This window comes from Vibrio sp. MED222 (assembly GCF_000153005.1).
Taxonomy (GTDB): Bacteria; Pseudomonadota; Gammaproteobacteria; order Enterobacterales; family Vibrionaceae; genus Vibrio; species Vibrio tasmaniensis_A.
In genome coordinates this window covers 359,758-374,248 of the sequence record NZ_CH902608.1, presented here as the reverse complement: position 1 = coordinate 374,248, position 14,491 = coordinate 359,758, and the positions used below count along the sequence as shown (strand labels likewise).

At 43.2% G+C, this 14,491-nt stretch carries 11 protein-coding genes; 5 read left to right on the top strand and 6 right to left on the bottom strand.

The annotated features are described in order from the left end of the window. Both rlmM and MED222_RS08935 read left to right on the top strand, forming a co-directional pair. On the top strand, window positions 1-1,079 hold a 1,079-nt coding region (rlmM, locus tag MED222_RS08930), incomplete at its 5' end, for a 23S rRNA (cytidine(2498)-2'-O)-methyltransferase RlmM (RefSeq protein WP_009847460.1). Window positions 1,080-1,530: 451 nt separating this feature from the next. After that, window positions 1,531-3,561 carry a TonB-dependent receptor gene (locus MED222_RS08935; RefSeq protein ID WP_009847459.1) on the top strand — a complete coding sequence of 677 codons (2,031 nt, stop codon included), beginning with the start codon at window positions 1,531-1,533 and terminating at the stop codon, window positions 3,559-3,561. A 199-nt stretch (window positions 3,562-3,760) separates the two neighbouring features. On the opposite strand, the gene xni is transcribed toward MED222_RS08935, so the two are convergent. The 5 genes from xni to queF form a co-directional block, all read right to left on the bottom strand. Next, on the bottom strand, window positions 3,761-4,534 hold the full coding sequence (gene xni, locus MED222_RS08940; RefSeq protein WP_009847458.1) for a flap endonuclease Xni: 774 nt from the start codon (window positions 4,532-4,534) through the stop codon (window positions 3,761-3,763). Window positions 4,535-4,675: 141 nt separating this feature from the next. Next, window positions 4,676-6,043 (bottom strand): nucleotide 5'-monophosphate nucleosidase PpnN, encoded by a 1,368-nt coding sequence (gene ppnN, locus MED222_RS08945; protein WP_009847457.1) that lies wholly within the window; start codon window positions 6,041-6,043, stop codon window positions 4,676-4,678. Window positions 6,044-6,305: 262 nt separating this feature from the next. Further along, on the bottom strand, window positions 6,306-7,871 hold the full coding sequence (locus tag MED222_RS08950; protein ID WP_009847456.1) for a sensor domain-containing diguanylate cyclase: 1,566 nt from the start codon (window positions 7,869-7,871) through the stop codon (window positions 6,306-6,308). Between the two features lie 118 nt (window positions 7,872-7,989). Next, window positions 7,990-10,248 (bottom strand): tetratricopeptide repeat protein, encoded by a 2,259-nt coding sequence (locus MED222_RS08955; protein ID WP_009847455.1) that lies wholly within the window; start codon window positions 10,246-10,248, stop codon window positions 7,990-7,992. Between the two features lie 57 nt (window positions 10,249-10,305). After that, entirely contained in the window at window positions 10,306-11,151 is an 846-nt protein-coding gene (queF, locus tag MED222_RS08960) for an NADPH-dependent 7-cyano-7-deazaguanine reductase QueF (protein ID WP_009847454.1), read from the bottom strand. 131 nt (window positions 11,152-11,282) lie between these two features. Here queF and syd point away from each other — a divergent pair, with 131 nt between their 5' ends. The 3 genes from syd (at window position 11,283) to MED222_RS08975 (ending at window position 13,571) form a co-directional block, all read left to right on the top strand. Continuing rightward, the gene (gene syd / locus MED222_RS08965) at window positions 11,283-11,828 is read left to right on the top strand and encodes a SecY-interacting protein (protein ID WP_009847453.1); all 546 of its coding nucleotides are present in this window, start codon (window positions 11,283-11,285) and stop codon (window positions 11,826-11,828) included. A 4-nt stretch (window positions 11,829-11,832) separates the two neighbouring features. After that, window positions 11,833-12,609 carry a Zn-ribbon-containing protein gene (locus MED222_RS08970; RefSeq protein WP_009847452.1) on the top strand — a complete coding sequence of 259 codons (777 nt, stop codon included), beginning with the start codon at window positions 11,833-11,835 and terminating at the stop codon, window positions 12,607-12,609. Window positions 12,610-12,722: 113 nt separating this feature from the next. Then, window positions 12,723-13,571: a hypothetical protein gene (locus tag MED222_RS08975; RefSeq protein ID WP_009847451.1), complete on the top strand. Its 849-nt coding sequence runs from the start codon at window positions 12,723-12,725 to the stop codon at window positions 13,569-13,571. Between the two features lie 67 nt (window positions 13,572-13,638). On the opposite strand, the gene MED222_RS08980 is transcribed toward MED222_RS08975, so the two are convergent. Further along, entirely contained in the window at window positions 13,639-14,448 is an 810-nt protein-coding gene (locus tag MED222_RS08980; protein WP_009847450.1) for a MetQ/NlpA family lipoprotein, read from the bottom strand. Window positions 14,449-14,491: the final 43 nt, after the last annotated feature.

Genomic DNA, 14,491 nt, shown 5'->3' with positions numbered 1-14,491 from the left:
TACTTTATTGTCGCTCTGGTTTTGAAAAAGAATGTGCTGGCGAAATTCAAGACAAGGCAACACAACTGGAAGTGTTTGGTTTTCCTCGCTTAAAGAACAATACAGGCTTTGTATTGTTTGAATGTTATCAAGCAGGCGAAGCCGATAAACTGGTAAAAGAGATCGACTTCCAATCGTTGATCTTTGCTCGTCAAATGATCGCGGTAGCGGTTGAAATCAAAGATCTGCCGACTGATGATCGTATTTCTCCAATTCTTGAGGCGCTTTCTGAGAAAGAAGGTTTCCCACGTTGTGGCGATATCCGTATTGAAACACCTGACACCAATGAAGCGAAAGAGCTTTTGAAGTTCTGCCGTAAGTTTACTGTGCCAATGCGTCAAGCAATGCGCGGTAAAGGGCTGATGACAGCGAAAGACAATGTTAAGAAGCCTGTGCTTCACTTATGTTTTATCGCTCCGGGTCACTGTTTTGTTGGTTACTCTTACCCAACCAACAACTCGCAGTTCTTCATGGGTATTCCTCGTTTGAAGTTCCCATCAGATGCACCAAGTCGTTCTACATTGAAGCTAGAAGAAGCATTCCACGTATTCATCCCTCGTGATGAGTGGGACGAACGTCTGGCTCCGGGTATGTGGGGCGTAGATTTAGGCGCGTGTCCAGGTGGTTGGACTTACCAATTGGTTAAGCGCTCTATGTTTGTTCACTGTGTTGATAACGGCATGATGGCAGATAGCCTAATGGAAACGGGTCAAATTAAGCACCACATGGTGGATGGTTTTAAATTCGAACCTGACCGTAAGAACGTCACTTGGATTATCTGTGACATGGTTGAGAAGCCAGCTCGTGTTGCACACCTTATGGGTGAGTGGATCATCAAAGGCTGGGCGAAAGAAGCACTGTTCAACCTTAAACTGCCAATGAAAGGCCGTTACGATGAAGTTCTGCAGGATATCGAAAACCTAAAGCAGTTCCTGATTGATAACAAAGTGAAGTTCAAGATGCAGGCGAAGCACCTTTACCACGATCGCGAAGAGATCACGGTTCATATTCAGTCGCTTTCGAATATCTCACCGTACTAATATTTACGTTAGTGTGTCAGTGATAAAGAAAATGCTCCTTTAAGGGGCATTTTTTATATCTGAAGTTTGTTTATGAGTTTGATTATCGCTTCGTATGGGTAGTTTAGAAAGGTTGGTCTATATGCGTTTTTTAGTCATATTTAAGTGTAAATGTGACTAATTCAACTTGGTTGATAGTCGTCGAATTGTCGACTATTAGTGTCGATATGAGACAAAAAAGCCGTAAGCTATCGATACTTACGGCTACCTAGTTCAGCGATGAAACGAAGAAGGGTTTATTTAAAATTCAGCAGTAAATTACAGCAAGAACATCCTAATCAAATTGTATTTTATTATAAGTAAGTAAATGTAAGTAAAGAATGTAAATGATAACTATTACTATTAACATTGTTATTAGTGTTGTGTACCATTCGTGCACTTTTACTTAAATCTATAAAATATAAGTCGCATTATGAAACTTAAAGCATTATCAGTAGCCGTTACGGTTGCCTTAACCTCATTTACAGCATTTGCTGCCGACGAACCAGAAACCGTAGTCGTTATCGGTTCTGCCCTTGACCAATTGATTCAGACTGAAATCAACTCTGACACACTGGAAAAGAAGCAAGCATCAGACATCAAAGATGTTTTGAATACTATGCCTAGCGTTACGGTTGACGGGAACGCACGTTACTCACGCAAAGTATTTGTACGTGGTATGGAAGACAAATTTGCCGTAGTGACTATTGATGGTGCGCGACAAGAAGGTCAGCTTTTCCACCACTCTGGTGACCAAGCGATTGATCCTGCAATGCTAAAAAGAGCTGAAATTGAATTAGGTGGTAACTCTGCACTGTCAGGTTCTGGTGCTATCAATGGTTCATTTAGCTACGAAACGAAAGACCCAAGCGATCTTCTTAAGCCGGGTGAAAGCGTTGGTGCTCGAGTAAAAACAAGCTATCAAACAGCTTATGAGCGTTTTGCAACCAACGTTGCTGTGTATGCAAAAGTGAACGACAAGCTACAGTTCATGGGTATTGCGAACTATTCAGAAGATGGCGATCTGCACATTCCTGATCAAGAAGCGGTAACCTCTAAGCAGGGTGAGCTTAAGTCGGGTTTGGCTAAAGTTGTTTTCATTCCTAATGATGCCAATGAATTTAAACTGACTTTCAACCGATACAGTGATGGTGGTACGCGTCAGCTTTCTGGCGAAAAGGCGGGTGCTCTGTATGCTGACGATAAACACGACTATCATTCGCTTAATCGCGATACAGTGACGCTACAGCACGAATACGATGCGGGTAGTGATCTAGTTCATCTGAAAAGTAATGTTTACTACAACCGTCAATACATGGATCGTGATGCTCTTGAAGGTACCGCTTGGGGCAAAACACCGGCAGGTAAATGGTTCAAAGATGGCAAAATGTCTTACCCTAAGCGTGAATACAATGTAACAACCATTGGTGGTGACATTCGTAACGTTTCTTGGGTTGGTGAGCATGAGCTTACTTATGGTCTTGAGGGCTACAAAGCCAAGCAATGGATTGATGCTGGTGAAGGCGTATATCTAAGCGGTACTAAGCAAGGCCAAACTGAGAAGTACAGCATGGATGGTGGTACGGTGACGGCTTACGGTCTGTATCTGCAAGATATGTACGAATTCAGCGATTTCCGTCTGACAACAGGTCTTCGTTACGACGTTCATAAACTGGGTGGTGTGTATAAGGGCGAGTTTGACCAACTATCTCCAAAGTTCAAAGGTGAATACCAAACAACGGAAAACCTAAAACTTCGTGTAGGTTACGGTCGTCTGTTTAAAGGCGCGTCACTACCAGAAACGCTAACGATGAAAGCACCAAGCAAAGTTAAGCAGTCTGATACTAAGGCGATGACGGGTAATAACTACGAAGCTGGCTTTGATTACGAGCTAACACGTTTGCTTGCGGCTGATTACGCGATTCTAGGTTTCACGGCTTATACCTATGACCTTGATAACCAAATGCACCCAACTAAGAACAACGCAACATTATCTAATAAGTATGATGTTGAAGTTTGGGGTGTAGAGACAGTATTGAGCTATCAGTTAGATGCATTAAGTGTTTACGCTAACCACTCTTACTCTGATGGTGAGCAAAAGAGCCTGAAAAACGGCAAGACAAGTCACATGAATAAAACCGGTATTCATAACTTTAAGGCCGGTTTTAACTACAGCCTAAACAATGAATTTGTGTTTGGTTGGGATTCACGCTTTGTTCCGGGGAACGATTACGAGAACGAAAAAGGCAAAGAGATCAAACGCTCAGGCTTCGCAACGCACAACATTTGGGCGGCTTACACACCGACGTTTGCTAAAGACCTAGAGATGAACCTTGGTATCGATAACCTGCTTGATAAGAAGTACGCTGAGCATACTGGTTTTGGTATCTCTTGGGGTTCAGAAAAGTACACCAGCTATGAAGCGGGTCGTAACTTTAAAGCTTCTATCGCTTATAGCTTCTAATCTGCTCTTAGCTGAAAGTTATTCTAGAAATAGAGAGTTATCAGTATAAGTGCAATGTTTCGTCTTAAAATGAAACAACAAAAAAGCCTTAGTTCAGACTAAGGCTTTCTGCTTTCTAATGATTTATTTTCTATTTGTTGATTTATAAGCGGATTTATTTCTAACGGTTAGCTTTAATGACTGAATTTGTGACGTCAGATTAAGACACAGCTTCGTAGCGAATATCTTGCAGATTAAAACCTAAATCGATGTCTGTTTTGAGTGCAGAAACGAGCTTACATACGCGAGCCGACTCGATATGCTCATCGAATTTCTTACGATACTTTTTCGGTAAGTCTTCAGCTAGGAATGCTGTTTCGATATCAGGGTATGTCGTTAATATCTCTTTGGCTGCTTTTGGCCCTATACCTGGAATTCCGGGGACTTGGCTTGAGCTGACGCCCGTTAATCCCCAGTAATCTGCCAGTTGCTCTGGCTTTACGCCAAATTCCGCTTCGATAAAGGGCTTATCTAACCAACGGTGTTGGAAATAATCACGGATTTGTAGCGTTGGAGACAACAGTTGGCAGTAGCCCTTATCTGTCGAAATGATAGTGACAGTTTCTCCGTGGTCAGCGACTTTCTTTGCCAATGTTGCAACTAGATCATCCGCTTCATCGCCGTCAGAGAGCAGTGAATCAATCCCTAATTCCCACCAAGCTTGTTGAATCGCATCGAGACCTTTCATCAATGGTTCTGGCATCGGCTTACGGTTTTGCTTATAAGCGGGAAGGACTTCCGCGCGCCAACCTCGATCTTGTAAATGATGATCAAATACCGCAATGATATGAGTGGGTTTTGATTCGTTTAGGATGCGATTAAGAGTACGAGCAGTCGTGGTGATGGTTCTTGCAATATCGGTTGGGTCCGGCTGAACAGAGTGCACGCGTCGGATGAGGTTCAAGGCATCGATAATAACAAGATGGATAGACATAAGTTTCCACTAAATAGGCAATAAATAAGGGGCTGCTAGCCCCTTATAGTAACGTATCACTTGGTGAGTTGAAACTTTGGTGACGTAAACGTCATGACTTGTTTAACTTTATACTTGTGGCTTGTTATCAGTTACTTGCCGTTATTCGCTGCTAGGCATAATTTTATAGCAAGGAACATAGTCAGTGCCGCCCGGCAGTTTCATTCGATGCTGTTCAACAAAGTCATTCAGCAGCTGGTCCATTTTTGTCATCAGCTCTTTGTCGCCATCAATCAGGAAGGGGCCATGTTTCTCTATCTCCAAAATACCTTCAGCTTTGACGTTACCTGCCACAATTCCAGAGAAGGCTTTACGTAGATTCGCCGCAAGGCTTTCTGTTTTCTGATCCATATGCAGATCAAGCGCCGCCATAGATTCATGTGTAGGGTCGAATGGCAGTTGGAACTCAGGTTCAATATGCAGTGACCAGTTGTAGCTGTAGGCATCGCCAGTCTCTTTACGGTGAGAGCGTACATCTGGCATTGCCTGTTTCATGATTTTCGCAGCGCGTGCTGGGTCATCAATCACGATCTCATAGTGTTTTTGCGCATCAGGCCCTAAGGTTTCGCCGATGAACTTGTCGATAGAACGGAAGTAAGCTTCACTCTCTTTTGAACCTGTTAAAACAATCGGCATTGGTTGGTCGACGTTATTTGGGTGCATCATGATCCCTAAGATATACAGCAGCTCCTCAGCCGTACCTGGACCACCGGGGAAAATAATGATGCCATGCGCCATACGAACGAATGCCTCAAGACGCTTCTCGATATCTGGCATGATCACCAGTTCGTTCACTATCGGGTTTGGTGGCTCAGCCGCAATGATTGATGGTTCAGTTAGCCCTAAGTAACGGTGGTCTGTATAGCGCTGTTTCGCGTGACCAATTGCAGCCCCTTTCATTGGCCCTTCCATTGCCCCCGGTCCACAACCGGTACAGATATTCAGCTCACGCAGGCCAAGTTCATTACCCACTTCGCGAGTGTACTGGTATTCAGTGGCATTAATTGAATGACCACCCCAACACACGATCAGGTTAGGTTCGATACCTGGCGTAAGTGCGCCTGCATTTCTCAAAATGCCAAATACAAGGTTGGTAATATGAGTGGCATTGGTCAGGTTGAGTCTTTGGTTATCTGCAAGGTGCATGTTGACGTAGACAATGTCGCGCAACACTGAGAATAAGTGTTCTTGGATACCCTTGATGATTTCACCATCGACAAAGGCATGCTCTGGTGGGTTGCTCAGTTCAAGCTTGATCCCGCGCTCACGACGGACGACCTCAACATCAAACGATTGATATTTATCGAGCAGCTCTTTGGAGTTGTCGGTGTGGCTACCCGAGTTGAGTACCGCTAACGTACAGTTACGATAAAGCTGGTACAGATCACTAGATGCGGTTTTCTTAAGACGCTCAACTTCAAGTTGAGAGAGTAAATCCATGCTACCGGCAGGGCTGATATGAGTGATCATAGTGCCTCCTTGTTGAAAAGAACTAGGGGAGGTTGAAAGTGGCCCTTTAGTTCGAGATGAGAAGCTAACGTTGAAAGTGTTTGGTTAAAGGCGAGAGAATTAACCAGACGAAACGATTACGACAGCGTTGCTCTTTTAAATACAGCATTGCTTGCCAAGAATGCTTGTTAAGCGAATGTTAATCATTAGCTTAGCAAACATTGAGGGATATGGTATGTGATAAGTATTTGAAAAAATGAAATAAATTAAATCTAGGGCTGTCTTAGTCCCAAACAAGTTGGTTGTTACCGCGCTGTTTGGCTTTGTTAAGTGTTTTATTGAGTCGTTCTAATACTTCTTCAGGTGTGTCTGACTCTTTAAACGGAGTACTTGCTGCGCACAAGGTAATTGTGATTTGTTGGTCACGGAATTTGAAAGGTAAGCGGCTGACTTGATTCTGGATGCTTTGAGTCACTTGATGGCAATATTCATCGCTTTGCTCGGGAAGTAGTAAGATGAACTCTTCACCAGAAAAGCGAGCGACAGTATCGGTAGTACCAATTTCTTTGGTGATCGCTCTTGCGATGATCTTGAGTGCTTTGTCACCAGCGGTATAGCCAAAGCTATCGTTAATTGCTTTGAAGTTATCGATATCTAGCAGCACGACTCTTAGTGAGTGTTGTGCACGAATCCAGCGACGATATTCTAACTCTAAACGATCGGTGAAGGCGGTACGGTTGTAGATCTTAGTCAGAGGGTCAAGCAGCATACGCTGAGCCTGATCTTCTAGACGCTTGCGGTAATCTTGGGTGACTTCATAGAGCGAATCTAATTGGTTTTTTCCGTAGCTCATTCTTTCTATTAGAGCTTGTTCTTTCTGTTCTGCGTGATTCAGTCTTTCTGAAAGAGAGGCAATTTCACTGAGCAGCGGGTTTATCGAAAGTTTTAAGTTATCAATATCCGTTGCTTTATCAACAGAGCTTTGGCTCTTAGTAACAAGTTCATTCAACTCCGAATTAAGACCTTGGCGATGTTCAAAATAGCTTTGGCTCTGGTCGGCGTTTTGATCGGCTGTTTTGATACTAGAAGCGAGCGAGGAATTGAGTTGTTCGATAAATTGTTCAGACTGCTTACGCTCTAGGCTCGTGCCATCAATCACCAGTTTGAGGATCTGAAGTGCTAGCTCAAGTAGGTTTTGTGTTGAAACACCAAGTAGTAGCTTCGCTCTAATATCGGTCAGTAGATCCCCCGATTCACCCTCGAAGTCGAGTTCAGTGATCAGGTGTTGTAACTCGTTTGATAGTTCGGAAAGGAGTTCTTGTTCAGTTGATTGATCTACGTCGGCAAAATGAGTGCGTGAGTTGTTTGCCATAATCTTAATGGCACGCTCATAAATGCTGAGAAGCTTCATCGCATGGTCGACTTTTTGACTGCCATGACACTCGGAGAAGCTAAGTAAGTTTCTTAGATCGCGCTTTAGCTGAGCCGGAAGGCCAGTTATACGCTGCAGCGTTTCCCCACTGTGCTTAATACTATCATCCAGATATCCGTTCTGTTTATCCATAGCCAACGTTTTTTGCTTGAGCATCCTTTCTAATACTGCCAACTTGGGGATCATTGAGCTAATGTCTTTTTGCTTTTCGAGCTCTTCCCTAAGGGCAATGAGATTTTCATCTAAATGAGTGTTGCTGCCAACACATGCATCACTTAAAGACGCAACGATACGCTTGAGAACTTTTTGTTCTCGAATAAATTTGAACGAGGTATCTCTTTGCGTCAAGCGGACTTGATCCAACTGATATTTCAGCTGGTGGAGTTGCGCCTGAATGTCTTTTTCAAGAATGCCCATAGATGTATTAATTAGCGCCGCGTAGATCGTACTCGATCGTATAGATGAAATTCCGTGACCTTGATAATAACAAAACTAAAAATAAGGTCACGACCTACGACGTTTAACCGCTCGCAAATCAGTCATCTTTTAGCATTTTTTTGATATTGTCCTCATTCTGGTGTGAGGATTGTATCTTTATTAACCCTTGATTAATCGCATGTTTACAAGCCTCTCTTATGTTACCCGTTGCAAGGCTTGCTGCGGGGGCATTGTCGATGGCTTTAAGGTAAACCCATTGGCTACTGCGTTCTTTGAGGCTGATTTCACGTGCCAGGTTGGTCGACATTAATAGTACATCGAGCAGCTCTTGGTCGTTAATCGCGGTATAAGCGCGTGGCAAGAACGGGTAGTCAGCGATGCCCATGCGGACGGTTCGATTAATGTTTCGCTCTGGTTCGAAGTGATTAATCCAAGATTGAATCTTTCTGAACATAGCCTCAGGCGATGTATCACGGTCAGCATTTGGTTCGATATAAAGCAAGTTTGCATCCGAGAAGTGGTAGACGCGCGCAGGACCTTCAAGCTTAGATTTAAGGAACTCGCCGAAAGCATCTTCGAGCTCTAAACCTGCTTTATAACCGTTCTGAGTGTACATATTGCGTAGGAACGGTAAATCTATCATCACAAAGCGTAAACGGTCGTTGAGTGGTTCATGAATCAACTCACCAAGTTGCCATTGTTCGAAGTTTTGGCTGGTTTGTTCTAGAGAATTTGATAGCTTCGCGTTCAGCATTCTTAGATTTGGAAGCTTTGAGCGTGAGTGTGTAAATAGGTCGGTACGCAGTGAATCCATTTCCGTGACTAAGGTTTGAATGATGTAGCCTCGGCGTAGCACAAAGAAGAACAAGACAATGCTGAACAAAAATAAGGCGAACGATATTTTCTGGAACTTATGGTGCTCAAGTTTGTATTTCTCTAATTCTTGTTCTTGACCTGCATAGTGGAGCGTTTGCTCGGCAAACTCTTTTTGTTGGCGGAATGCGTCTTCACCAACACGGTTGAGTTTTTGTTGTTCCAAAGAGACAAGGATATTGTATTGTTTGAGATTTGCTAGCGCTTGTTGTGGACGCCCTGCTTGCTCATAACCTAAAGAGAGCAAGTGGTAGGAGTGTTGCGACAGGCGCATGTTCTCTACCTGACGCGAAATCTTGAGCGCACGTGTCGCATGCTTAATTACATCTTCGCTTTCTTGTAGGTGGTATGCCAAACCTGCGGATAAGAGTGCAGCGCGGCCTTCCAATTTAGGAATGTCGGAATACTCCAGCAGTTCAAGAGCTCGTGCTAGGTATTGCTCGGCTAGAGGGTAGTTATAAAGTCGTAAGTAAGTCGCAGATAAACTTAGACGAATGTCAATGACTTGGTGGATGTCTCGGTCGGTACTCTCATGATCAAGGACATTGAAAAAGTGCACGAGGGCAAGGTTATATTTGCCTTGATTGAAGTACACATCCCCCATCTTTTTTAGTACTTGCGCTAATATGGGAGAGCTTTCAAAATTATCGTAAAAGTCAGCAGCTTGAGACAGGTGCTCTAGAGCTTTATCTAATACTTGGCGTTCAAAGAAAAGCTGTGCAAGTAGGCGGTTTACTTTGGCCAAGCGCGAACTCAGGTTACCTTCTACTGATTTCCAGTAGCCGTACAATAACTCAGATAGTGCATGGTTGTACTCTTTATGGGTAAGATAAAACTCGCCGACGGTGATGTGATAATCAATGACGACTTTTTCCGAGTGACGCTGTTCTAGGTAAGTTTTTGCTTCTTGATAGAGTTTTTCTGCTTCCCCTACGTTGTTGTTATAAGAGGAAATGTCGGCTTTCAACATGATTAAGCGATAGGTAATTCCTTCCGTCAGGCGTAAGGTTTTATTAACCGACTCTAAGCTTGTTTCTATTTTTTTTAGCTCTGATTCTGCTTGGGCAGATTTTCTGTCCGTAAGCCAAAGTAACCTAACTTTAAGTATTTCCAGATCTAACTTTAGATACTCAAGCTTATAGGTTTTTGCTAGCTCAGAGGCTTTGTCGATGTGCTGAATCGCAATACGAATGTTGCCTAGATTAAACTCTGCTTTCGCTAAGATCTTATACGCATCGATACTGCTGTTCGGGGTTCTAATCGAAGAGTCGGCCTCTTCACGAGAAATAGCTGACGGGCTCTTCTCGCGTTGATCTGAAAGGATACGTAGCGTTAGGTAGCTGTTGGCCATTCGTTTTGCTTGGCTCGGTTCTATCTCAACCAAGTTATTGGCTTCATTGAGGAGCGCCGACGAATAGACCGACGCATTAACCGATGTGCTTAAGCTTAAAATGAATAGACTAACAACGTATAACCAACGCATTTCAATGTCCCTTTAAAGATTTTGTAGGTTCAAATAAGTTTGGGCGGTTCACGCCGATTATTGGCGAGCCATACGCTTATTGTGGCTTGGTCTATCTTGCTCAGTTGAACGGTATGGATTGATATCCAGACCGCCACGACGCGTGTAACGTGCAAATACGGTTAGCTTCGATGGTGCACAGTATTTCATGATGTCAGTGAAGATACGCTCAACACATTGTTCGTGGAATTCGTTATGTTCGCGGAAAGAAACTAAATAGCGTAGCAGAGCTTCACGGTCAATTTGCTTTCCGGAATATGCGATCTCTACGCTGCCCCAATCCGGTTGATTGGTAATTAAGCAGTTTGACTTCAATAAGTGACTATGTAGAGTTTCTTCTACTTCTTGCTCGCCAGCAGCCCCTTCAAGCAGTGACGCTTCAAAATCATAGCTCGTGATTTGGATGTCTTGATTGTCGATACAGTCACCTTCCATCGTCACGATAGGTTGGTTGGTGTAATCGGTTACTGAATTTACATTCACAATCACAGATTCGCCTGCACATGCTGACAAATCTTGAGTTAGACGCTCAGTGACTTGATCCCAGTTTTCAAACTGAGTTTGGTTGTAGCTGTTTAGGTACAGCTTGAAAGATTTTGACTCAATCAAATTTTGGCTAGTTGCCGGAATGAACACTTCACCAACAGCCACTTGTGGTAAGCCATTGGTGTTTAGCCACGAAAGCTCGTACATCGTCCAAATATCATGACCAACAAAAGGTAACTCTCCGTTTAGCGCAAGATCATTACGATTAAGGCTACGAGGTACTGGTTGCAATAAACTTGCATCGTATTGGTTAGAGTACTCAGTTTTTTGGCCTAGGGTTAAACCCGCTAGCTCTTTTGCGTCAGAATATTTGCTCATACTTTCGTTTCAAATTCGATTAGAATGGGGTCGATTTTACTGAATCCCCATTATCCTGTCATTAAGTCATCGCTTAATCGGCACGGAAAGGGCTCGGATTCTATTTATTATTTTGTGTTTAGGAGATTTTCATGACTCAACGCGCTCAAGACGCACTACTTTCTTTCAGTCAGCGATACGTTGACGCGTGGCAGCAGCAACACCAAAGCTTACCTCGTAATGAGGAGTTAGTGGACATCGTATCGCCATGCGTAGAAGAAAAGAGTGGTGATGCCGTGTTGTGGAAACACTATCCACGTGAGCAATTCGCAGATTTCACCAATGTTGAAACGGGTATTGAGTTGACTCTGCATGAAGACGTCAAGACTTTCTACGGCGCACAATTTAGTGCGGATATGAACGCGACTTTTGATGGTAACGAACTGACTCTGTTACAGATTTGGAGTGATGAAGATTTCGAATGCCTACAAGAAAACATCTTAGGACACCTAGTGACTCAGCGTCGTTTGAAGCTAAAACCAACGGTTTTCATTGCCGCGACTGATGCTGAACTGGATGTTATCTCTATCTGTAACCTAACGGGTAACGTAATCCTAGAGCGCTTAGGCACCAAAAATCGTGATGTACTAGCCGAGACATTGGCAGAATTTTTAGAAAAGCTACAACCAGCGGTATAAATAGATGTACGTACTAGAACTTCAATTTGAGTGTTTTGATAACACAACGGTAAGCGCTGTCGATAAGGCGGTTAATGGCTTAATGGATGCACTTCGTTATAACGGACAAGTGTTAGGTCGTGAGTTTCCAATCGTGATGGGTGACGGTGAATTCTATGTTCGCGTTGTGTGTCCGGAGCAAGATAGCTTACACCCACGTAATCATTCAGACTTCGTCAAAGTCTGTTTCGAGCGCTTATCTGCGGCGAGTTTATTAGCGCCTAAGATGCGTCTGCTTGGCCGAGATCTTAACTCCGAAGAAGTAGCCGAAGATGAAACGCCGAGCTGGCAAGTGTTGTACACGACGTTCGTGCATACCTGTTCACCGCTGCGCAGTGGCGACAGCTTGTTGCCTATTCCACTATATCGTAACCCGCCGACATTTAATGGCGATCATAAAGCCGTACTGAAATGGCAGACCGAATGGCAAGCCTGTGATGAAGTGCAAATGGGTGGTGGTTGCCGTGCTGAACATGCAACGCTAACCGAGATCAGTGATACTAAGAGTGTGTTGTTTAAACGCGGTTGGGGTCTAAGAGGGCGCATTGAATTTCTGACTAAGATTCCAACTTACTACTACTTATATCGTGTCGGTGGGATCAGCCTGAAAGATGAAAAAGAGCGCAAATGCCCACAATGTGGTGGTGAATGGCTGTTAGATGCGCCAATCCACGATATTTTCTATTTCAAGTGTGATGATTGCCATCTGGTATCCAACATTTCTTGGGATCATCTTAAATAGACATCGTTCATTTTTTATGAGTTGGGCCTATGAACTTTAGAACCATTTAAATGGAACATGAGTTTATTGTTATAGGGTAATTTTTAATGCTAAAACTTTGAGAGCTTATTTTTATGAACAAAATTAAAATATTCAATATTTTTTTATCGTTATCTGTGGTTTTGCTCTTTGGTTGTTCTTTTTCAAAGTGGGAACAGATTAATTTGGATTCGGAAAATTTTGAGTCGTATGGTAACGAGAGTTCAGAGGTGGTTATCATTAACGCACAGGGTGGTGCTTTCCCTGATTTAGAACGAAACTTCCTTCGAGAAATGTTTTCTTGGTTAGATTTGGGTCGTTATATGCTATTGAACGTCCATCAAACTCAAACTAAGCCTGGTAGTGATTTTGAATCTAGAGAAATCACATTCGAGGACGCTAAAGAAGCGGATAAGCAAAGTGTTTTGTGGTTATCGGAAACCATTAACAAATTTAAAGATAGCGGCAAGCGTGTTTATGTCGTAGGTGCTTCATTTGGTGCGTTTATGGTTCAAGAGTCGCTAGCAACTCAAGGTAATGTTGCTGATGGTTATCTCTTGATGGTCGGACGGTTAGATATGCCAAGTGAAGTATGGACTGAGTTTGCAGGTGGACGCATGGTGGGGTTTGAAGATAACAATACTATAGTCGACTTTTCAGCGCAGGAAGCGGGAATGGGGGGGGATGGTCTTTACACCGATATCAACATGGCTAAACTATCTGCAGGGTTAGCATACAATCGTTATTCTGAGACCCTAAAAGGTCTCGATATGAGAAATGTTATATATGTTTACGCAGCGTCGGATGAGCAAGTTGGGGCATTGACGGAGGCTGAAACCTCATTTCTCAGAGAGCATGGTGCTAAGGTCATAATAAAAGATACTGATCATGTAGAAACAGCTCTTTCAATAAAACCCATACTACAGGCGATGATAGAAGAATAAGTTAAAAAAAAGCTGATACAGAAGGTATCAGCTTTTTTTGTATTACACGTTAATTATCAGCCTTAATTTACCAACCTTTAACTACGCCACCTTGGAAGATGTCAGAAGCTGCGTTGTACACTTCTTCAGTTTGATATGCTTTAACGAAGTTTTGTACGTTTTCTGCATTTAGGTTGTCTTCACGAGAAACGATTAGGTTCACGTATGGAGAATCTTTGTCTTCAACGAATACGCCATCTTTTTGTGGAGTCAGGTTGATAGAGCTCGCGTAAGTAGTGTTGATGATAGATAAAGTTACATCATCAAGAGAACGTGGCAGTTGAGCTGCGTCTAGTTCAACAATCGTTAGGTTCTTAGGGTTACCAACGATGTCACGAACGGTAGCTAGAAGACCTGCACCTTCACGAAGTTCAAGTAAACCTTGCTGCTCAAGAAGCAGTAGAGAACGACCTAGGTTTGTTGGGTCGTTTGGTACAGCGATACGAGCACCATCTTGGATTTCGTCTACCGATTTAACTTCTTTAGAGTAACCTGCAATAGGGTAAACAAAAGTGTTACCTGCGACCGTTAGCTTGTAACCACGGTCAGCAACTTGCTGATCTAGGTACGGCGTGTGTTGGAATGCATTGATGTCGATAGAACCATCATCTAGCGCTGCGTTAGGTGTTACATAATCCGTAAAAGTGACCAGTTCAACATCCAGGCCGTATTGCTCTTTCGCGACTTTAGCTGCTACTTCAGCAACTTGTGCTTCTGCACCTGCCATTACGCCAACTTTGATCTTAGAAGTATCGACTTCTTTATCACCACAACCTGCTAGTACTAGCGCTGAAGCTGCTGCTGCAATAGTAAGTAAACCTTTAAGGTTAAATTTCATAATAATCTCCTTTTAATAAATCTATTTAATTTGGTTCAGACGA